At 61.7% G+C, this 20,811-nt stretch carries 13 protein-coding genes and 1 pseudogene; 8 read left to right on the top strand and 6 right to left on the bottom strand.

What is annotated here, in order from left to right:
- The first annotated feature begins 171 nt into the window (after positions 1-171).
- A complete protein-coding gene (gene acs, locus AMK02_RS20890; RefSeq protein WP_064805783.1) occupies positions 172-2,127 on the top strand; it encodes an acetate--CoA ligase in 1,956 nt (651 codons plus the stop codon).
- Between the two features lie 109 nt (positions 2,128-2,236).
- On the opposite strand, the gene AMK02_RS20885 is transcribed toward acs, so the two are convergent.
- Complete coding sequence (locus tag AMK02_RS20885) at positions 2,237-2,461, bottom strand: DUF1674 domain-containing protein (RefSeq protein ID WP_064806418.1); 225 nt, start codon at positions 2,459-2,461, stop codon at positions 2,237-2,239.
- Positions 2,462-2,571: 110 nt separating this feature from the next.
- On the opposite strand from AMK02_RS20885, the gene htpX reads away from it, so the two are divergent.
- From htpX to purH, 4 genes are all read left to right on the top strand, one after another.
- Positions 2,572-3,528 (top strand): zinc metalloprotease HtpX, encoded by a 957-nt coding sequence (gene htpX, locus AMK02_RS20880; RefSeq protein WP_064805781.1) that lies wholly within the window; start codon positions 2,572-2,574, stop codon positions 3,526-3,528.
- Positions 3,519-4,907, top strand: coding sequence for an RsmB/NOP family class I SAM-dependent RNA methyltransferase (locus AMK02_RS20875; RefSeq protein WP_064805779.1), 1,389 nt, complete (start codon positions 3,519-3,521; stop codon positions 4,905-4,907). Before htpX ends, AMK02_RS20875 begins: the two co-directional genes overlap by 10 nt.
- 200 nt (positions 4,908-5,107) lie before the next feature.
- On the top strand, positions 5,108-6,781 hold the full coding sequence (locus AMK02_RS20870; RefSeq protein WP_064805777.1) for a heparinase II/III family protein: 1,674 nt from the start codon (positions 5,108-5,110) through the stop codon (positions 6,779-6,781).
- Between the two features lie 201 nt (positions 6,782-6,982).
- Positions 6,983-8,599 carry a bifunctional phosphoribosylaminoimidazolecarboxamide formyltransferase/IMP cyclohydrolase gene (gene purH, locus AMK02_RS20865; RefSeq protein WP_064805775.1) on the top strand — a complete coding sequence of 539 codons (1,617 nt, stop codon included), beginning with the start codon at positions 6,983-6,985 and terminating at the stop codon, positions 8,597-8,599.
- 17 nt (positions 8,600-8,616) lie between these two features.
- Here purH and AMK02_RS20860 read toward each other — a convergent pair whose 3' ends face one another.
- Positions 8,617-10,005, bottom strand: a complete 1,389-nt coding sequence (locus tag AMK02_RS20860) for an MFS transporter (RefSeq protein ID WP_064805773.1) — start codon at positions 10,003-10,005, stop codon at positions 8,617-8,619.
- 23 nt (positions 10,006-10,028) lie between these two features.
- Entirely contained in the window at positions 10,029-14,804 is a 4,776-nt protein-coding gene (locus AMK02_RS20855) for an NAD-glutamate dehydrogenase (protein WP_064805771.1), read from the bottom strand.
- A 278-nt stretch (positions 14,805-15,082) separates the two neighbouring features.
- On the opposite strand from AMK02_RS20855, the gene pdxY reads away from it, so the two are divergent.
- The 3 genes from pdxY (at position 15,083) to AMK02_RS20840 (ending at position 18,381) form a co-directional block, all read left to right on the top strand.
- Complete coding sequence (gene pdxY / locus AMK02_RS20850; RefSeq protein WP_064805769.1) at positions 15,083-15,958, top strand: pyridoxal kinase PdxY; 876 nt, start codon at positions 15,083-15,085, stop codon at positions 15,956-15,958.
- Between the two features lie 71 nt (positions 15,959-16,029).
- Positions 16,030-16,671, top strand: a complete 642-nt coding sequence (locus tag AMK02_RS20845) for a carbonic anhydrase (protein WP_064805767.1) — start codon at positions 16,030-16,032, stop codon at positions 16,669-16,671.
- Positions 16,672-16,761: 90 nt separating this feature from the next.
- A complete protein-coding gene (locus AMK02_RS20840) occupies positions 16,762-18,381 on the top strand; it encodes a GGDEF domain-containing protein (RefSeq protein ID WP_064805765.1) in 1,620 nt (539 codons plus the stop codon).
- 39 nt (positions 18,382-18,420) lie between these two features.
- On the opposite strand, the gene AMK02_RS20835 is transcribed toward AMK02_RS20840, so the two are convergent.
- The 3 genes and pseudogenes from AMK02_RS20835 to AMK02_RS31820 form a co-directional block, all read right to left on the bottom strand.
- Positions 18,421-19,245 (bottom strand): lytic murein transglycosylase, encoded by an 825-nt coding sequence (locus AMK02_RS20835; protein WP_011427282.1) that lies wholly within the window; start codon positions 19,243-19,245, stop codon positions 18,421-18,423.
- 170 nt (positions 19,246-19,415) lie between these two features.
- Positions 19,416-20,450: an aspartate-semialdehyde dehydrogenase gene (locus tag AMK02_RS20830; RefSeq protein WP_020922622.1), complete on the bottom strand. Its 1,035-nt coding sequence runs from the start codon at positions 20,448-20,450 to the stop codon at positions 19,416-19,418.
- Positions 20,451-20,561: 111 nt separating this feature from the next.
- A pseudogene (locus AMK02_RS31820) lies at positions 20,562-20,793 on the bottom strand (hypothetical protein).
- Positions 20,794-20,811: the final 18 nt, after the last annotated feature.

Below are 20,811 nucleotides of genomic sequence, written 5' to 3'. Positions count from 1 at the left end.
CGGGAAATATGCCGCTATATAACCGGACTGTCGCAGAATTGCAATTCTTCCGAAATGAAATGACCTTTGTCTAATTGCCGTCGCGATGCGAACTGCTATGAATTGCCGTGATTTGAAGTTCGGGCCCTGTATAGCTCGCGGTCCGTCGCATGTCCCATGAGGAGGAGTTCCATGTCGGAGAAGATCTATCCGGTCACGAAGCCGGTGAAGGCGCGCGCCCTGATCGATAAGGAAAAGTACCTGAAATGGTACGAGGAAAGCATTGAAAATCCGGACAAGTTCTGGGGCAAGCACGGCAAGCGGATCGACTGGTTCAAACCTTATACCAAGGTCAAGAACACCTCCTTTACCGGCAAGGTCTCGATCAAATGGTTCGAGGACGGGCAGACCAACGTTTCCTATAATTGCATCGACCGCCATCTGAAGACGAATGGCGACCAGGTGGCGATCATCTGGGAAGGCGACAACCCCTATATCGATAAGAAGATCACCTATAACGAGCTCTACGAGCACGTCTGCCGGATGGCGAATGTGTTGAAGAAGCATGGTGTCAAGAAGGGCGATCGCGTCACCATCTATATGCCGATGATCCCCGAGGCGGCTTACGCCATGCTCGCCTGCGCCCGCATCGGCGCGGTGCATTCGGTCGTCTTCGGCGGTTTCTCGCCGGAGGCCCTGGCCGGGCGCATCGTCGACTGTGAATCCACCTTCGTCATCACCTGCGACGAAGGTCTGCGCGGCGGCAAGCCGGTGCCGCTGAAGGACAATACCGATACGGCGATTCATATCGCTGCCCGCCAGCATGTCACTGTCAGCAAGGTGCTGGTCGTGCGCCGCACCGGCGGCAAGACCGGCTGGGCGCCCGGCCGCGACCTCTGGTATCATCAGGAAATCGCCAGCGTGAAACCGGAATGCCCGCCGGTGAAGATGAAGGCGGAAGATCCGCTGTTCATTCTCTATACGTCAGGCTCCACCGGCAAGCCGAAGGGCGTGCTGCACACGACCGGCGGTTACCTCGTCTATGCGGCGATGACGCATGAATATGTCTTCGACTATCATCACGGTGACGTCTACTGGTGCACGGCCGATGTCGGCTGGGTTACCGGCCATTCCTATATCGTCTATGGGCCGCTGGCGAACTGCGCGACGACGCTGATGTTCGAGGGCGTGCCGAATTTCCCGGATCAGGGCCGTTTCTGGGAAGTGATCGACAAGCATAAGGTCAACATCTTCTATACGGCGCCGACGGCAATCCGCTCGCTGATGGGCGCCGGCGACGAATTCGTCACGCGCTCCTCCCGCTCGTCGCTGCGCCTGCTCGGCACGGTCGGCGAGCCGATCAATCCGGAAGCCTGGGAATGGTATTACAATGTCGTCGGCGACAAGCGCTGCCCGGTCATCGATACCTGGTGGCAGACGGAAACCGGCGGCCATATGATCACGCCGCTGCCGGGCGCGACCGATCTGAAGCCGGGTTCGGCGACGGTGCCGTTCTTCGGCGTCAAGCCGCAGCTGGTCGACAATGAGGGCAAGGTGCTGGAAGGCCCCGCCGACGGCAATCTCTGCATCGCCGACAGCTGGCCGGGCCAGATGCGCACCGTCTATGGCGATCACGACCGCTTCATCCAGACTTATTTCTCCACCTACAAGGGCAAGTATTTCACCGGCGACGGCTGCCGGCGCGACGAAGACGGCTATTACTGGATTACCGGCCGTGTCGACGACGTACTCAACGTCTCCGGCCACCGGCTCGGAACGGCGGAGGTGGAGTCCGCCCTCGTCTCGCATAATCTGGTGTCGGAGGCCGCGGTCGTCGGCTACCCGCACTCGATCAAGGGTCAGGGCATCTATTGCTACGTGACGCTGATGGCCGGCCACGAAGGCACCGACACGCTTCGCCAGGAACTGGTGAAACATGTGCGTACCGAAATCGGACCGATCGCAGCGCCCGATAAGATCCAGTTCGCGCCCGGCCTGCCGAAAACCCGCTCCGGCAAGATCATGCGCCGCATCCTGCGCAAGATCGCCGAAGACGATTTCGGCGCTCTCGGCGATACCTCGACGCTCGCCGATCCCGCCGTCGTCGACGATCTGATCGCCAACCGGCAGAACAAGGTGACCGCCTGATATAAAGAGCCGCTCCGGCCATCCGAGTCCCGGGGCGGCTCACTTTGTTTTGGCTGGCTGAATTTGGATGGCCCGCACGAGGCCCAGATTCGGGCCGAACAATCCTTGCCTAAAAATCGATTGCCCGGCCGTTGATCTCGTAATCACCGAAGCGGGCGGGCTCGGCTCCGCCGCGGCCGCCGATCTCAGGCGGAAGCTCCAGCGGCTTCTGGTTCTTCCGTCGTTCCTCAGCCTCGGCAAGCGCACGTTGGGCCGCCGGGGACAGCACTTTGCGCGGCGGCTCCGATCCCTCCACCGTCGGCGTTTGGCTATTGTCGTTATCGGCTTCCTGCATGGCCTTCTCCTGCCGGAAATATTGAAAATGGCGGGTGAATAACCAAATCATAATGCGCGGTCGCCGGGAATGAAAGCTTGCGACGCCGAAATCGGAGTTGGAGATTCGCAATGAACCTCGTTCGCACTGCCATGTTGCTTGCCTTCATGACGGCGCTTTTCATGTTCGTCGGCTTTCTGATCGGCGGTCGGGGCGGCATGATGATCGCCTTTCTCATTGCCGCCGGCATGAATTTCTTCTCCTATTGGAACTCCGATCGCATGGTGCTTTCAGCCTATCGCGCGCATGAGATCGACGAACGCAATGCGCCGGAATTCTTTGCGATCGTGCGCGATCTCGCCCGTAATGCCGGGCTGCCGATGCCGAAGGTCTATCTCTACGACAGCCCGCAGCCGAATGCCTTCGCCACCGGCCGCAATCCCGAAAATGCCGCCGTCGCCGCCTCGACCGGCCTGCTCCAAGCCCTTTCTCCGGAGGAGGTCGCCGGCGTGATGGCGCATGAGCTCGCCCATATTCAGAACCGCGACACGTTGACCATGACGATCACGGCAACGCTTGCCGGCGCGATCTCGATGCTCGGCAACTTCGCCTTCTTCTTCGGCGGCAATCGCGACAACAACAATAATCCCCTCGGTTTCATCGGCGTTCTCGTCGCGATGATCGTCGCACCGCTCGCCGCCATGCTGGTGCAGATGGCGATCAGCCGTACGCGTGAATATTCGGCCGACCGGCGCGGCGCCGAAATCTGCGGCAATCCGCTCTGGCTCGCCTCCGCACTTGGAAAGATCGCCCGTGGCGCGGCCCATGTGCCGAATGAGGATGCCGAGCGCAATCCGGCGACGGCGCATATGTTCATCATCAACCCGCTTTCCGGCGAGCGCATGGACAATCTGTTTTCCACCCATCCGAACACGGAAAACCGCATTGCCGCGCTGCAGGAGATGGCGCAAAGCGGCATGAATGTCTCGACGGGACCGGTGCGTGCTGCTAATCCGTCGCGCAAATCGCGCTCTGTTCCGAATACGGGTCGCGGTGGTTCGCAACCGCCAAAAGGTCCGTGGTCTTGAATTCAGACGGCACGAAAAAGCCATTCCGGAAACAGAAACCTTCCGCCGGTCGATCGGCGCCAGCCAAGCCCGGCCTGCAGGCCCGGGCGGCGGCTGCAAAAATTCTGGCTGCCGTCGTCGACCGCAAGCTGCCGCTCGACGGCGCTCTCGATCATGAACATGGCAATCCGGCCTATAAGGCGCTTGGCGAAAGCGATCGCGCCCTTGTCCGCGCCATTCTGAACACGACGCTGCGCCATCTGCCGCGCATCGGCGCCGCAATTGCCTTGCTGCTGGAATCGCCGCTGCCGGAGGGTGCGCGGGCCTTGCACCATGTTCTGGCAATCGCGGCTGCGCAGATCCTCTATCTCGACGTGCCGGATCATTCGGCCGTCGATCTTGCCGTCGAGCAGGCCAACCTCGATCCACGCAATCGCCGCTTCGCCAAGCTGGTCAACGCGGTCCTGCGCCGGCTCGGCCGCGAAAAGGACGAGGTGCTGGAGGAGATCGGCAAGGTTCCGCCGATGCCGGGCTGGTTCCTCACACGGCTGGAGAGGGCCTATGGCCGCGACGCGGCGCTGGCGATCTCGCGATCACAGCTCGAACCTGCTGCGATCGATTTGACCGTCAAATCCGACGCCGAAGCCTGGGCGAAGAAGCTGAACGGCGTTACCCTGCCGACGGGCGGAGTCCGGCTTGCCGCCTTTGACGGCGGAATTCCTTCACTGGAGGGCTTCGACGACGGTGCCTGGTGGGTGCAGGATGCGGCGGCAAGCATTCCGGCCAGGCTTTTCGGTGATCTCTCGGGCAAACGTGCCGCCGATCTCTGTGCGGCACCCGGCGGCAAGACAGCGCAGCTCATCCTCGCCGGCGGCGCGGTGACCGCCCTCGATCAGTCGGAAAGCCGGCTAAGACGGCTGCGGTCGAATCTCGACCGGCTTGGCCTGAAGGCGGAAACCGTCGCGGCAGACCTGACGACGTTCAAGCCGGCAGAAGGTTTCGATGCGATCCTGCTCGACGCCCCCTGCTCTTCCACCGGCACGACGCGCCGGCACCCCGACGTGCTGTGGACCAAGGGGCCGGATGATATCGCGAGGCTGGCGGCGCTGCAGGAGCGGCTGCTGCTTCATGCGCTGACTTTGCTGAAGCCCGGCGGCACGCTGGTGTTTTCGAACTGCTCGCTCGATCCCGCCGAAGGCGAGGAGGTCGTCGCCCGCGTTCTTTCCGATACGGACGCAATTGAGCGCGTGCCGATCAGCGCCGGCGACTGGCCCGGTCTTGAAGCGGCGATCACGCCGCTCGGCGAATTCCGTACGCTTCCGACCATGCTGAAGATGCCCGAAGGCATCGCCTCCGGCCTCGATGGCTTCTACGCGGCGGTGCTGCGGCGAGCGGTCTGATTGAGTTCAAACGCGTCGCCAAATCCGCGCCCCTGCGAGGGCAGCACGTCCGTCATTCTTTGCGAAACTCCGGAATGTCCTCGAATGACATGCACTAATTTTCGTATATTCGAATTTTGTCACGAATTAATTCATTGTGGGCGATGAAATCGGCTGCTTTTCACCTATTCTTAACTACGAGGGTCAATAGACAATAGAATATGCAGTCCGGTCGGCGTTTTGCGAGCATGTATGTTCGGGAAGCTTGGCGGCGCGCCTTGCGCCGCGTCGCATTGCTGCGCCTGAAGCTCATTCGCCATTCGATCAAACCGCCCGAGCGTCTGATCGTCGCTCCGACCGATCTTCGCGGCATCGATTCGCATGTGGCCGACGAAATTCTCAATGGACGTTTCCTTCTGGCCGGGCGCATGCTGGAAACGAACGGCAAATCGCCCTTCATCTTCACCCTGCCCTCGCGGCCTTTTGCGACGCGCCTGCACAGCTTCGGTTGGCTGCGGCACATGCGGGCGCACAAGACGGAACGCAGCGCGGCTGCTGCCCGCGCCATCGTCGACAGCTGGCTTTCCATCCATGCCGGCCGTATGGAAGGAATTGCCTGGGAGACCGACGTCACCGCTCAGCGCGTCATCGCCTGGCTGTCGCATTCGCCTGTTGTGCTGCAGAATGCCGACCGCGGCTTCTATCGCCGTTTCATGAAGTCGCTGGCTTTCCAGGTCAGGTTCCTGCATCGCATGGCGCCCTATACGCTCGGCGGCCTGGAGCTGTTCCGGCTGCGCATCGCGCTCGCCATGGCCTCCGTCGCCATGCCGGCCCGCCCCTCCACGCTTCGAAGAGCGGCGCAGGCGCTCGACCGTCAGTTCGATAGCCAGATTCTGCCGGATGGCGGCCATATCTCGCGCAACCCGCGCATCGGCCTGGAACTGCTGCTCGACCTGCTGCCGCTGCGGCAGACTTACGTCAATCTCGGCCATGACCTGCCGCAGAAGCTGATCTCCGGCATCGACCGCATGTATCCGGCTTTGCGGTTCTTCCGGCATCAGGACGGGGACCTGGCGCTTTTCAACGGCGCAACCTCCACGCTCGCCAATGAGCTGATGTCGGTGCTCAGATATGACGAGACCGCCGGCCAGCCATTCAAGGCTTTGCCGCAGTCGCGCTATCAGCGGCTTTCCGGGGGCAAGACGGTTATCATCGCCGATACCGGCACTCCGCCTTCGGGCGGCGCAGTGCGGACCGCGCATGCCGGCAGCCTTTCCTTCGAAATGTCGTCCGGCCGCCATCGCTTCATCGTCAATTCCGGCTCGCCGAAATTCGCCGGACACCGCTATGTGCAGATGGCGCGCACGACCGCGGCGCATTCGACCGTCATCCTCAACGACACCTCATCCAGCCGTTTTTCACACTCGCCTTTCCTCGATCACGCGATCACCGAACCGGTGAAAACCGTCACCGTCGAACGTTTGGAAACGGAGGATGGGCGCGACAGCATCAAGCTCAGCCATGACGGTTATCTCAGGACGTTCGGCGTGCTCCACGAGCGTGAGCTGACGCTCAATGCCGCAGGTTCGATGGTGACAGGTCACGACCGGCTCATCCGGCGTGAAGGATATGAAAGTGACGAGGCCCTGAAGGCCGTCGCCCGTTTTCATATTCATCCGTCCATCGTTCTGCAGCAGAGCGATGGAGAATCCGTGCTGCTGACGGCGCCGGACGGCGAAAGCTGGCTGTTTTCCGCGCCCGGCAACGAAGTGCTGATTTCCGAAGACATCTTCTTTGCCGACAGCTCCGGCATTTGCGGCTCTGACCAGATCGAGATCGATTTCGATCTGGCCGAGAAGACGGAGATCCGCTGGTTCCTCTCCCGTAAGGCTTAGACGGGAACGCCGGCTCGCCAAATTCGAATCCGGGAGTAAATCGAAGGCAGAGCATCAGCGCTGTTTGCGTGGCGTCAAAGCTGTGCTAACGCGGCGACAGCAAGAAAACGTCCCTAAGGCAGGATGTCGTCCGAAAGCCGCTCACACTTTTCGGCCTCATGCTCTAGCGGACATCTCCCGAAGCCCGAACGGAGAAGGTTCATGGCCGTCATTTCCAAAAAGATCCCCGCCCCGGACAAGGTCGAAATCAAGACCGCGCTCCTCTCCGTGTTCGACAAGACCGGCATCGTCGAGCTCGCCCGGGCATTGTCCGAAAGAGGCGTGCGTCTGCTGTCGACCGGCGGCACCTATAAGGCGATCGCCGCTGCCGGTTTCGCCGTCACCGATGTCTCCGAGATCACCGGCTTTCCCGAGATCATGGATGGGCGCGTCAAGACGCTGCATCCGACGGTGCATGGCGGCCTGCTGGCGATTCGCGACGATCGCGAGCATCAGGAGGCGATGAAAAAGCACGGCATCGAGGGCATCGATCTTGCCGTCATCAACCTCTACCCTTTCGAAGAGGTGCGCGCGGCCGACGGCGATTATCCGACAACCGTCGAAAATATCGACATCGGCGGTCCGGCGATGATCCGTGCATCGGCCAAGAACCATGCCTATGTGACCATCCTGACCGATCCCGAGGATTATGCCGAGTTCAAGGAGCAGCTTTCGGCGGATGACGGCAAGACCGCCTATGCCTTCCGCCAGCGCATGGCGGCCAAGGCCTATGCCCGTACCGCGGCCTATGATGCCATGATTTCCAACTGGTTTGCCGAAGCGCTGGCGATCGACACGCCGCGCCACCGCGTCATCGGCGGCGTGCTGAAGGAAGAGATGCGCTACGGCGAAAATCCGCACCAGAAGGCCGCCTTCTACGCCACGGGCGAGAAGCGCCCGGGTGTTTCGACGGCCGTGCTGCTGCAGGGCAAGCAGCTCTCCTATAACAATATCAACGACACCGATGCCGCCTACGAACTCGTCGCCGAATTCCTGCCGGAAAAGGCGCCCGCCTGCGCGATCATCAAACATGCCAATCCCTGCGGCGTCGCCACCGGCTCGAGCCTCCTGGAAGCCTATCAGCGGGCGCTCGCCTGTGATTCGGTTTCCGCCTTCGGCGGTATTATCGCCCTCAACCGGATATTGGACGCCGAAACGGCCGAGGAGATCGTCAAGCTCTTCACCGAGGTGATCATTGCGCCCGACGTTACGGAGGAGGCCAAGGCGATCGTCGCTCGCAAGCCGAACCTGCGGCTGCTGTCGGCCGGTGGCCTGCCCGATCCGCGCGCCCCGGGACTGACGGCAAAGACCGTTTCCGGCGGTTTGCTCGTCCAGAACCGCGACAACGGCATGGTCGAGGATCTGGAGCTCAAGGTCGTCACCAAGCGGGTGCCGACGGCGCAGGAGCTTGATGATATGAAGTTTGCCTTCAAGGTCGGCAAACATGTCAAATCGAACGCCGTGGTCTATGCCAAGGACGGCCAGACGGCCGGAATCGGCGCCGGCCAGATGAGCCGGGTGGATTCCGCCCGCATCGCGGCGCTGAAGGCCGAAGAGGCCGCCAAGGCACTCGGTCTCCCGGCGCCGATGACGCAGGGTTCGGCGGTTGCTTCCGAAGCCTTCCTGCCATTTGCCGATGGCCTTCTGTCGATGATCGCCGCAGGGGCGACAGCGGTTATCCAGCCGGGCGGTTCGATGCGAGACCAGGAGGTCATCGACGCCGCCAACGAACACGGCGTCGCGATGGTCTTCACCGGCATGCGCCACTTCCGGCACTGACGGGTGCCGGAGAATTGTCAGGCGCGATCGGCCGGATAGGGCGTGCGGATCAGCAGCACCAGCCCGCTGGCGAGGAAGAGGATCAGCGTCGCCATTCCGAGCCGCGGTGAGCCGCTCAGATAGGTCACCAGCGAGAAAAGCAGCGTCGCCATGAAACTCGTGGCGCGCCCCGAAAGCGCGTAGATGCCGAAATAGCGGCCGGCTTCCTCGAGGCTGACGCTACGCGCGAGATAGGAGCGCGACGAGGCCTGCACCGGCCCGAAGGCGAGCCCGATCAGCAGGCCATAAAGGATATAGGCCTTTTCCGCGGCGGTGCCGAAGAGGCCGCCGGAATCGGCGGTCGGCAGCGGCATCAGGCCAAACAGGGTGTAACCCGGCCCGGTCGAGATGATGCCGATGGTGGCCAGAAGCAGCATGGTGAGGCTGATGACGACGGTTACCTTGGAACCGACGCCCTTGTCGATCCGGCCGGCGATCAGGCAGCCGAAGATCGCGACGACGTTCAGGATGATGCCGTAGAGGCCGATCTCGATCGTCGCCCAGCCGAACATGCCGGCGGCGAAAACGCCGCCGAGGATCAACAGGCCGTTGACGCCGTCCTGATAGATCATTCGGGCGATGAGGAATTTCAGGATGCCGCGGCGTTCCTTGAGTTCGCCGAGCGTGTTTCTCAGGTCCCGCAGGCCGGCGCGGATTGCGGTGCCGAAGGGCAGGCCTCTGCCGACATCGGGTGTGAAGAAGAACATCGGCAGGATGAAAATCAGGTACCAGACGGCCGAGATCGGCCCGGTGATGCGTGCGTCCTGACCGGTCTTGGGATCGAGGCCGAAAAGCGGATCGAGGCCGAGAACCGTCTTGCCGCTTTCCGGGCTTGCCGCCAGAAGCGTGACGACCGCAATCAGCACGATCATGCCGCCGAGGTAACCGAGCCCCCAGGCGGTGTTGGAGAGCTTGCCCACCTCATGCTTGCCGACAAGCCGCGGCATCATCGAATCGTTGAAGACGATCGAAAACTCGGCTGAAACCGAGGCGAGGATCATGAAGATCACCGGATAGAGGATCGGCGAACCGGGGGCTGCAAACCACAGGCAGAAGAGGCTGACGATCTTGATGATCGCGAAGAAGCCGATCCAGGGTTTGCGCGCGCCGGACTGGTCGGCGATCGAGCCGAGAACGGGCGAGAGCAGGGCAATGATTACGGACGAGATCGTCGCCATGTTGCTCCATGTCGTCTGCGCCGAAACCGGGTCATCGGTTAAGCGGGAGACGAAATAGGGCCCGAAGATAAAGGTGGTGACCACCGTGAAGAAAGGCTGGGCCGCCCAATCGAAGAACATCCACCCCCAGATGCCCTTCTCCGTGGCTTTCGGCGGCTGCGTTCCTGTCCAGTCTATGCGATTCAACATCCGCTCCTTTTTCGCGGACTGTCTCACCTCGCCCGGTCGCGCGCAAGATCGGTCAGGATGCCTGCGGCAACAGTGATGCGCGCAAGATTGGGATCGCCGCTGTCGCTGAGGCTCGAAAGCTCCTCGACGATGCGGTTGATGCGGACGCGATCCTGCGCATGCCACGCCTGGACGGGCAGCTTCTCCTTGCCGTGATCGGAAAGCGCCGAGATGACGATGTCGCGCCGGGCGCTGGCGATCTGGTCGATGCTGCGGGCAAGCGCCAGGTTTTCGTAATGGTCGGAGGTGAGAATCCGGCCGCCGGCCGCCAGCAGCCGGGCGATCCGAAAGGTTTTCGATACCGCAAAATAATTTTCGGCGGCGCGCACCAGCGGCTCGCCAGTGCGCTCGGCAATCTGCATGATCTCCGGCACCAGCGCGAAGCTCTGGAGGTTGGCGATTTCGGCCGCCAGCTTTTCGGGCACGCCGGCCTCGGCATATTCCGCCTGGCGTGCGGCAGCATCGCCGGCGGCCTGTTCGGCGAAAGCAGGCCTCAACTTCTTCAAGGCAGCCTGAAGCCGGCTAATCACCTCTGCCATATCGGCTTTGGTCATCGCTGTTTTCAACAGCAGGCGCGTGAGAACGACAAAACTGTGGCTGATTTCCTCGTAAATGCGGTTCTGCACTTCGCCGGATATCTTGCCGTCGAGCGCATCGGTCTCGGCCCAGAGCCTGGGGAGGTCGAAACCGTCGCGCGCGACGATCGCGGCACGCACGACCTCCGGCGCCGAAGCCGCCGTCGCGTCCATCATCGCGACGGTAAAGCTCGGCCCGCCGCGGTTGATCGCTTCATTGGCAAGCACGGTCGCGATGATTTCGCGCCGCAGCCGGTGGCCTGATATATCGCCCGCGTTCGACTTCTGCATTTTGACGGGGAAGTAATTCGACAGCGTCGTGGCAAAATAAGGGTCGTCGGGCAGGTCGCTCGCGGCGAGCGCATCGAAGAGCACGATCTTGGCGTAGGACAGCAACACGCCGATTTCCGGCCGCGTCAGCGGCTTGCCGGCCGTGTAACGTTCGGCCAGCGTCTGCTCATCCGGCAAGGTCTCGACCTTGCGGTTCAGCTGGCCGGCGGCTTCGAGCACGCTCATGAAGCGGGCGAGTTCCAGGCCGTTTGCCGTGCCCTTGCGTTCGATGAGCGAGATCGCCAGCGACTGGAGATAATTGTTGCGCAGGACCAGGGCCGCCACTTCGGCGGTCATCGACGACAGAAGCTGGTCGCGTTTTGCCCGCGTCAACCTCCCGTCGTGCATGGCGGCCGCCAGCGCGATCTTGATGTTGACCTCGACGTCCGAGGTGTTGACGCCGGCCGAATTGTCGATGGCGTCGGAGTTGCAGCGCCCGCCTTTGAGGCCATAGGCGATGCGGCCCTTCTGGGTGACGCCGAGGTTGGCGCCTTCGCCGATCACCTTGGCGCCCACCTCCGCCGCGGTGATGCGGATCGGGTCATTGGCGCGGTCGCCGACTTCGGTATCGGTTTCGGACGCCGCCTTCACATAGGTGCCGATGCCGCCGAACCAGAGCAGGTCGACCGGGCTCTTCAGGATCGCCGTCATGATCTCGAAGGGCGTGGCCACGGCTTTGTCGATGCCGATCGCGCTCACCGCTTCCGGCGTCAGCGTCACCGATTTCGCCGAGCGCGAAATGATCATCGCGCCCTTCGAAAGGACGTTTTTATCGAAGTCCTGCCAGCTCGAGCGCGGCAGATTGAAGAGGCGCTGCCGCTCGGCCAGCGTCTTTTCCATATCGGGATCGGGGTCGATGATGATGTCGCGGTGATCGAAGGCGGCGATGAGCCTGATCTTCGGAGAGAGCAGCATGCCGTTGCCGAAGACGTCGCCCGACATGTCGCCGACGCCCGCGACGGTAAAGGGCGTCGTCTGGATGTCGATGTCCATTTCGCGGAAATGGCGTTTCACGGTTTCCCAGGCGCCGCGGGCGGTGATGCCCATCTTCTTGTGATCATAGCCGGCCGAGCCGCCGGAGGCGAAGGCGTCGTCCAGCCAGAAGCCGGCCTCCTGCGCCAGAGCATTGGCGGTGTCGGAGAAGGTCGCTGTGCCCTTGTCGGCGGCGACGACGAAATAGGGGTCGTCACCATCGAGCCTGATCGTATCCGTCGGCGGCACGATCTCGGCGCCGGAGATGTTGTCGGTAATCGAAAGCAGCGTGCGGATATAGGTTTTGTAAGCCTCGCGGCCGGCATTGAAGATCTCGTCGCGGCTGCCGCCCACCGGCAGCCTTTTCGGATAAAAACCGCCCTTGGCGCCGACCGGCACGATGACGGCGTTTTTCACCTGTTGCGCCTTGACCAGGCCGAGCACCTCGGTGCGATAATCCTCGGCGCGGTCCGACCAGCGCAGGCCGCCGCGCGCCACCTTGCCGAAGCGCAGGTGCACACCTTCGACCTCGACGCCGTAGACGAACATCTCGCGGAAGGGTTTCGGTTGCGGCAGCCCGTCGACCAGGTGCGGATCGAGCTTGAAGGCCAGCATGGCTTTCGGCGACCCGTCCGGGTTCTTCTGGAAATAGTTGGTGCGCAGCGTCGCGTCGACGATGTTGACGTAGCGGCGCAGGATACGGTCGTCGTCCAGGCTCGGCACGTTGGCAAGATCGGCCTCGATCGCCTGGTGCAGGTCGGCGATCTTCTTGACGCGGGCTTTGTCGGAAAGCTTTGGATCGAGCGTGTCGTGGAACAGCCGGAAGATCGCCGCGGCCACGCCAGGATATTTGTCGAGCGTCGTTGCGATGTAATCCTGCGAATAGGCGATGCCGGCCTGGCGGAGATAACGGGCATAGGCGCGCAACACATTGGCTTCGCGCGCCGAGAGCCCGGCCGAAAGGATCAGCCGGTTGAAGCTGTCATTGTCGATCGTGCCGGCGAAGGCGGCGACGAAGGCTTCCTCGAGGGCGGCACCATACCGGTGCAGATCGATTTCGCCGCCGGTGCGGGTCTCGAGCTCCATGTCGTGCAGCACGACGAGTTGGGTTGCGCCATCGGCGACCTGCACCCCGATGTCGAAGGTGCGTTCGCTGACGACATTGAAGCCGAGGTTCTCGAGAAGCGGCACGCGGCGCGACAAGGCCAGCTGACCGCCGGCATGGAAGATTTTCAGCGAGAGGATACCACCCTGTTCTTCCTGGCGATGATAAAACTGGATGCGGAGCGGCTCGCCGGCGGCGCAAGCGCCGATATCGGCAAGGTCGGCCACGGTTTCTTCAGGGGTGAAAGAATCCTGGAAGGCCTGATCGACCGACAGTCTCGGCGACTTTGGTCCGGCGAGCGCTTCGAAACGGTCGTCCCAGCGGGCGGTGATTTCGCGGATCGTCTGCTCGAGCCTTGCCTGCGGAATACGCGGCGTCTTGCCGCCGGAACGGCCGATGATGAAGTGCACGCGCGCGACGCCGCCTTCGGGAAAAGCCGGGTAATAGGCGGAGACACGGCCGTCATAGACCGTCTTCAGATAGGTGCCGATCCGCTCGCGCACGATCGAGTCATATTCCTCACGCGGAACATAGACGATCACCGAGACGAAGCGGTCGAAATGGTCGATGCGCGGCAGGACGCGCACGCGCGGCCGGTCGGCGAGATCGTTGATCTGCTCGGCAAAGCTTGCAAGCAGCGTCGTGTCGATCTGGAAAAGGTCGTCGCGCGGGTAGGATTCCAGCGTGTTGTCGAGCATGCGGCCGGAATGGCTCATCGGGTCGAAGCCGAAATGCTCCTTCACCTTTTCGATCTTCGACCGCAGCAGCGGGATTTCGGAGGCGAGCGAGGTATAGGCCGTCGAGGTGAAAAGACCGACGATGCGGAGTTCCCCGGTCACGTTGCCCTCGGCGTCGAAACGTTTGACGCCGACATAATCCATATAGGCGCGGCGATGGACGATCGATTTTACATTCGCCTTGGTGACGATCAGGAAGTCGGGGCCGTCGAGGAAGGCAAGGATCTCCGGCGTGGTGGTCACGGCGTCCTTGCCGGTGCGCAGCACGAGAACGTCTGGGTTGGAGAGGATGCCGAGGCCGGCGCCCTTGTCGCGCTCGACCTTAGCGTCGGCGCCCTTGCCCGAATAAATATATTCACGCATGCCGAGGAAGGTGAAATTCTCGTCGCGCAGCCAGGCCAGGAAGGCCACCGCCTCGGCATGTTCGGCCTTCCTGCGGCCGGCGCCATTGGCCGAAAGCTCGGCGATCACCCCATCGAGCTTGGCAAGCATCGGCTTCCAATCGGAAACCGACAGGCGGACCTGTTCGAGGACGGTCTGGACGCGTTTGACGAGATCGGCTGCCTGGGTGGAGTTCAACGGGGCAATATGGAGCTGGATATGGCTGACGCGCGCGGCGGGATCGCTCGGGTGGTCGGCGGAATAGAGTGCGGGGGCTTTGCCCTTTTCCATGACGAGGATGGGATGCACCGCCATGAACAGATCGCGGTAGGTGCTCGTCACTTCGCCCATGACCGATTCATAAAGGAAAGGCATGTTCCGGTCAGTCACCGACAGCACCGAAACGGCGGTGCCGCCAGGCGTCACCTCGGCAATTGTGTCGATGCTGACGCGGGGCGCCTTGCCGTTCCAGGCGGCAAGTTCCTTTGCCGAATGCACGGCAGAACGTGCCAGCATGTCGGGCGTATAGAGTTCCAGATCGTCATTGCTCGCCCGGCCGAAGAGAATTTCCGGATCGAGATGCGCCTCGCTCATCGCCTTGGCGATCTTGCGCGCCGTTTCGATCTGCTTCTCCCGTTTCGGATTGTTTCTGGCAGCCATGAATCGCCTCCCCGCAATGGACTGATTTTTCGCAAGCTAGCAGAAGATTTCTCGAAAAAATCTCTAAAAGAGAGGCCTGAGGCATTGTTTTGATGCTTTTTTGCCGGCGGAAATGGGAAATTGGCAGAGATTTTTTCGCTTTCGAGGCTAAAACGCATTGGCAAGGCCTCTCTTCCGGCTTTGCTTTCGCGGCACATTTCCGTGCTCACGTGAAGAATGGTTGACAGCCCGGCGTCAAAAAGATCATCAAACGCCATCATCATTCGGACCTCGATTTCATGTCGGAAAATGCAGCGGGCGCAGTCATCGTTATTTCCAGCCATGTCGTGCGTGGCTCTGTTGGCAACCGGGCGGCGGTGTTTGCGCTGGAGACGCTCGGCCATCCGGTCTGGGCGCTGCCGACCATCGTCCTGCCGTGGCATCCCGGCCATGGCCGTTCGACGCGGCTGACATTTGCGGAAGCCGATTTCGACGCGGCGATCGACGACCTGATCCGTGCGCCCTGGATCGGTGAAGTCAGGGCGGTGCTTTCGGGCTATTTCGGCAATGCTGCCCAGGCACGCTCGGTCGGTCGGCTGATCGCTGCGCTCCGGCAAAACAATCCCGAACTGCTTTATGTCTGTGATCCGGTCATGGGCGATCTCGGCGGCCTCTACGTGCCGGAAGCGACGGCCGAGGCCATTCGTGATCATCTCATTCCGCTGGCCTCGCTCGCAACGCCGAACCGGTACGAGCTCGCCTGGCTGTCGGGAGCAGCGCTCGACGACAACAGTGCGATCATGGAGGCGGCGCTGGCGCTCGGGCCGTCGCGCATGCTCGTCACCTCGGCGGTGCCGATGATGGCGGGTGGCACCGGCAACCTCTACCTTTCCGGCCGTCACGCGCTTCTTGCCGAGCACCGCGTCGTCGACAATCCGCCGAATGGTCTCGGCGACCTGCTGGCCGCCGTTTTTCTGTCGCGCCTGCTGTCCGGCCTCGAGGATGAAAAGGCGTTGCAGCTTGCCACCGCCAGCGTGTTCGAAGTGCTTGCGCGTGCGGTCAAGCGCGGCAGCAACGAGTTGATGCTGGCCAGCGATGCGTCCAGCCTGTCGTCGCCGATGGCCATGGTGCAGATGCGCCGGCTCGTACATCCGGCGCAGCGGCGGAAAAAATGACGCATTTGTCAATGTGCGCATTTTGCGGTGCAGCAGTTGATCTTGTCTTCCGCCCGCGCTAATCCAGAGGCATGCAGCGTTTTCCAAACACCCTTCTGAACGGTTATCGCAACTTTATGAACGGGCGTTATGCCGACGCCCGCGACCGGTATCGGCAACTTGCCGAAAACGGCCAGAATCCGAGCACGCTGGTCATTGCCTGTTCGGACTCGCGTGCGGCTCCCGAGCTGATCTTCGATGCCGGCCCGGGCGAGCTTTTCGTCATCCGCAACGTTGCCAATATGGTGCCGCCCTACGAGCCGGACGGTCATTTCCATTCGACATCGGCCGCTCTTGAATTTGCCGTGCAGGCGCTGAAGGTTTCGGACATCGTGGTGATGGGCCATGGCCGCTGCGGCGGCATTCGGGCGGCACTCGATCCGAATGCCGAGCCGTTATCGCCCGGCGATTTCATTGGCCGGTGGATGTCGCTGGTCAAACCCGCAGCCGAGCAGATCCAGAGCAATGACGTGATGACGGAGGCCGAGCGGCAGACGGCGTTGGAGCGTGTCTCCATTCGCAATTCGCTCAACAATCTCAGAACCTTCCCGGAAATAAAGGCGCTCGAGGACGCAGGAAAAATGCACCTTCATGGCGCCTGGTTCGATATCTCGACCGGCGAACTCTGGGTCATGGACGCCGAAACACGCGATTTCATCCGTCCCGAAATCTAGGAGCGTACCGGTTTATCACTTTTTTAAGGATTGCTGTTAAGCTTCTAATCGGCTGCACATGACCGGCATTTGACCACGTGGCGATTGGCGATGAAGTTTGAAATCATCAAAAAGGTTATCCTGGCCGCCATCCTGCTGCCCTTCGTCTTCATGCTCATTGAAGGCGTCTTCGTCCTCCGAACTTCGATCCTGCAATACAGAGATCTCGAGAAAGACCGGCAGTTCGCCGACGTACTTGCGCGTGGCGGTTCGATCGCGGCCACGGAAATCCTGAGCGAAATCGATGCCACTCGCCGCTATCTCGCGCATCCCAGCAGGGGGACTGCTGTCGACATGCAGCAAAGCCGACTGACGCTGGATCAAGAACGCCGCGCTTTCTATGCCAGCTTGCCGCCTCGCGATACGCTCGATCAAGGGCTTGCAGGTGAATTGTCGGCCCTCAGCCTTGCCTATAGCCGTATCGTCGCCGCGCGAAGCGCCGTCGACCAGGGCCGTTATTCCGGCAGCAATCCCGGTTCCATCTACTGGTATGCGGCTCTCAAGCAGCTTGCGGTCGTCGACGCACTTTCACCGCTGATCAGCGACCCGGTGCTGCTTGAAAAATCCAACCAGCTGATGGGCATCCTGCTGACCTACTACGGCGAAAGATTGATTACCGGAATCGGCACTCGTTACCTCAATCAAGATGTTTCTGCCAGATTTCCGATCGAATTGTTCATTCAAGGCAAGACCATGCTCGGTGCCGGCATGGATCACATGGTCTTCCATTCGACCGCGCCGATCGTGCGCGACATCGTTGCCTATCTCGGTCGCGGCGACCAACTGAAGGCGAATGCGATCACCGATGCCATTCTCGCCGGGTCGCGGCCGTCGCGCGCAATGGGCGACGCCTGGGCGGCCGCACAGCGCGAACGCATGGCTTTCCTTCAGCAAAAGATGGTCGAGGCTGCGAGTGATATTCACGAGACCGGCGAGCAGTTTTCCACGCTCTCGCACATACACCTGATACAGATTCTGGCGCTGTGCGCAGGCCTGTTGATTCTCGCAACGCTGGTGATGATGCTGGCGGCAAGAGGACTTCGGCTGATCGACAAGCTCGCTCGGGACCGGGAGACGCTGGTGGGTGAGTTGCGCAACGCTGCTCAAACCGATCTTCTGACGGGGCTCTACAACAGGCGCGGCTTCGAGGTCGCCGCCTCCGCGCTTCTTACGCAGGCCGAGCACGGCTCGCACTGGATTTCCGTCGTCCTCTTCGATCTCGATCATTTCAAGAAGATCAACGATATCCACGGCCACGATGCCGGCGATGCCGTGCTGCGGCACGTCGCCGGCGTCGCGCGCCAGAATTTTCGTTCCTTCGATCTCTTGGTGCGGCATGGGGGCGAGGAGTTTCTGGCGCTTTTGCCGGATTCGACGCCCGACGAGGCCGCCATCGTCGCCGAGCGCGTGCGACAGGCGATCGAGGCGGCGGAAATCCCTCTTGCGAGCGGCGATCTCCTCAAGGTCACGGCGAGCTTCGGATGCGCCGGCCGGGCAAACGACGCCGCCAACCGGAACTTCGAGGATCTGGTCAAACGCGCCGATCTGGCGCTCTACGCCGCCAAGGCTTCCGGCCGCAATTGCGTGGTGTCGGGGCCGGTGGTGCCGGCTCCGCCGCAGGAGGAACGACGCAAGACGGCATCGGGCGGCGGTTTTGATTCCCGCATATGAAAAACGCCGCCTTCGCAGCGGCGTTCCCAGAGCAAAGGCTTATCTGCCGCCGTCGATCTGCTGGCCGATATAGGCGATCGCCTGCTGATAGACGCTGGCGGCGTTCCAGCCCTGGATCGCGGTGAAATTTGGCTCTCCCGGCTGATAGCCGGCGCCGGCACGCCAGCCGTGGCCCTTGAGGAAATTTGCGGTCGAGGCCAGCGCATCGGCGCGGGAGCCGACCATGTCGACCCGGCCGTCGCCATCGCCGTCGGCGCCGAAGCGCACGACGTTGCGCGGCAAAAACTGCGTCTGGCCGATTTCACCATGGGCGGCACCCTTGGCCTGCGGGCTCAGATAACCCTCGGAGACCAGCTGGAGCGCAGCGTAGAGCTGATCGGTGAAATAGTCCGAACGACGGCAGTCATAGGCAAGGGTCGACACAGCCGAGAGCGTATGCTGATTGCCCATATAGCTGCCGAAACCGGTCTCCATACCCCAGATTGCGATCAGCGGACCCGCGGGAACGCCGAAGCGGCGTTCGATCGAGGCAAAAAGGGCCTGGTTGGCCGCTTTCATCGACCGGCCGCGGGAAATGACGGCGGCACCGCCGCGCTTCTGCATGAAGGCGTCGAAGGAGAGCTTGAAGCTTTTCTGGCCGCGGTCGGCGGCGATCGTCGGCTTGTTGTAGTTGACGTTGGCGAAGGCGCGGCTGAGCACCGATTGGCTGACGCCGTTGGCCGCTGCCGTCTGCTTGAAATCGGCGACCCAGGCGTCGAAGCCGGCGCTGGTATTGCCACATTGCGGCCCTTGCGCGAACGCCGGTACCGCTTGGAGGACGCCCATTGCCGCAGCGGCCGCCAGAAACAACTTTGTCATGCGCATTGAGAAACCCCGCTCTCGATCTGCATAGTTTTTAAGCGGGCAAGAGAATGCCAGCCACTCGCGATTTTGTCACGATCATCGTTCAGCGAGCGCTTATACAGTCGTATTTGCCCCGGAAAAAGCCCCGCTCAACGGGCAGGGCTTTAACATCTTACGGTTTACAAATGGTATCAGGCTGCCTGCTTGCGCGGCTTGACCAGGCCGCGATTGACGAGCAGCTCGGCGATTTGGATGGCGTTCAGCGCCGCGCCCTTGCGCAGATTGTCGGAAACAACCCACATATTGAGGCCGTTTTCTACGGTGGCGTCCTCGCGAATGCGCGAGATGTAGGTCGCATCTTCGCCGGCGGATTCATAAGGCGTGATGTAGCCGCCGTTCTCGCGCTTGTCGATGACGAGGCAGCCCGGGGCATCGCGCAAGATATCGCGAGCCTGATCGGCGGTGATCTCGTTTTCGAATTCGATGTTGACCGATTCCGAATGACCGATGAAGACGGGCACACGGACCGCCGTGCAGGTCACCTTGATCTTCGGATCGAGCATCTTCTTCGTCTCGGCCAGCACCTTCCATTCTTCCTTGGTGTAGCCGTCTTCCATGAAGCTATCGATGTGCGGGATGACGTTGAAGGCGATGCGCTTGGTGAACTTCTTGTTCTCGATCGGATCGGCGACAAAGACGGCGCGGGTCTGGTTGAAGAGTTCGTCCATGCCGTCCTTGCCGGCGCCGGAGACCGACTGGTAGGTCGAGACGACGACGCGCTTGATCTTGGCGAAGTCGTGCAGCGGCTTCAGCGCCACCACCAGCTGTGCGGTCGAGCAATTCGGATTGGCAATGATGTTGCGCTTGGTGAACTGCGTGACGGCGTCCGGGTTCACTTCCGGCACGATCAGCGGCACGTCGGCGTCATAGCGCCAGGCCGAGGAATTGTCGATGACGACGCAGCCTTGCTGGCCGATCTTGGGCGAGAACTTCTTGGAGACCTCGCCGCCGGCCGACATCAGGCAGATATCGGTATCGGAGAAATCGTAATTCTCCAGATTGGAAACCTTCAGCGTCCGGTCGCCGTAGGACACTTCGGTGCCCTGCGAACGTGCCGAGGCGAGCGCCACGACCTCATCGGCGGGGAAGCCGCGTTCGGAGAGGATGTTGAGCATCTCCCGGCCAACATTTCCGGTCGCTCCCGCAACTGCTACTTTAAAACCCATTTCTCAAGCTCTCTTTCTCTTCTCTCCTCTTGTCCGGTGAGGGGAAAGGCGCGACGGATCGCGTCTTCCTGTCCCCAGCCGAGCCGGGGAGAGAGCGGCAGGCCAGAGACGTCAGACGGTTTTCGTCGTCGTTTTGGCCTTGGTTTTGGAAGAAACCGGAACGGCAATATCCACCCCGGCAACCCGTGCCCGGTCATCGCGTGCGGCAATGGCGTGTTCGTCGCGAACCATGGAGATTCCTTTTCCGCTGTTGCTCTTAGAAGGTTTTCCACAGGAGTCAAGGTTTTTGCGTGAGCAGACAGCAGGTCAAAAGGGGCGGCCGCAAGCCCGGACGTTTTGTCATGCCGCTGTCATGCCCGGG

It is taken from the genome of Rhizobium sp. N731, from assembly GCF_001664145.1.
Taxonomy (GTDB): domain Bacteria; phylum Pseudomonadota; class Alphaproteobacteria; order Rhizobiales; family Rhizobiaceae; genus Rhizobium; species Rhizobium esperanzae.
Note: the sequence above shows the minus strand (reverse complement) of the source record. Positions and strands in the feature narration are given on the sequence as shown.

Bases quoted from the DNA above. Each gene is read 5' to 3' on its own strand.
- AMK02_RS20860 (WP_064805773.1), bottom strand. From the start codon at position 10,005: ATGTTGAATCGCATAGACTGGACAGGAACGCAGCCGCCGAAAGCCACG.
- htpX (WP_064805781.1), top strand. From the start codon at position 2,572: ATGAACCTCGTTCGCACTGCCATGTTGCTTGCCTTCATGACGGCGCTT.
- AMK02_RS20845 (WP_064805767.1), top strand. From the start codon at position 16,030: ATGCAGCGTTTTCCAAACACCCTTCTGAACGGTTATCGCAACTTTATG.
- AMK02_RS20840 (WP_064805765.1), top strand. From the start codon at position 16,762: ATGAAGTTTGAAATCATCAAAAAGGTTATCCTGGCCGCCATCCTGCTG.
- AMK02_RS20830 (WP_020922622.1), bottom strand. From the start codon at position 20,450: ATGGGTTTTAAAGTAGCAGTTGCGGGAGCGACCGGAAATGTTGGCCGG.
- AMK02_RS20885 (WP_064806418.1), bottom strand. From the start codon at position 2,461: ATGCAGGAAGCCGATAACGACAATAGCCAAACGCCGACGGTGGAGGGA.
- purH (WP_064805775.1), top strand. From the start codon at position 6,983: ATGGCCGTCATTTCCAAAAAGATCCCCGCCCCGGACAAGGTCGAAATC.
- acs (WP_064805783.1), top strand. From the start codon at position 172: ATGTCGGAGAAGATCTATCCGGTCACGAAGCCGGTGAAGGCGCGCGCC.
- AMK02_RS20835 (WP_011427282.1), bottom strand. From the start codon at position 19,245: ATGCGCATGACAAAGTTGTTTCTGGCGGCCGCTGCGGCAATGGGCGTC.
- AMK02_RS20855 (WP_064805771.1), bottom strand. From the start codon at position 14,804: ATGGCTGCCAGAAACAATCCGAAACGGGAGAAGCAGATCGAAACGGCG.
- pdxY (WP_064805769.1), top strand. From the start codon at position 15,083: ATGTCGGAAAATGCAGCGGGCGCAGTCATCGTTATTTCCAGCCATGTC.
- AMK02_RS20870 (WP_064805777.1), top strand. From the start codon at position 5,108: ATGCAGTCCGGTCGGCGTTTTGCGAGCATGTATGTTCGGGAAGCTTGG.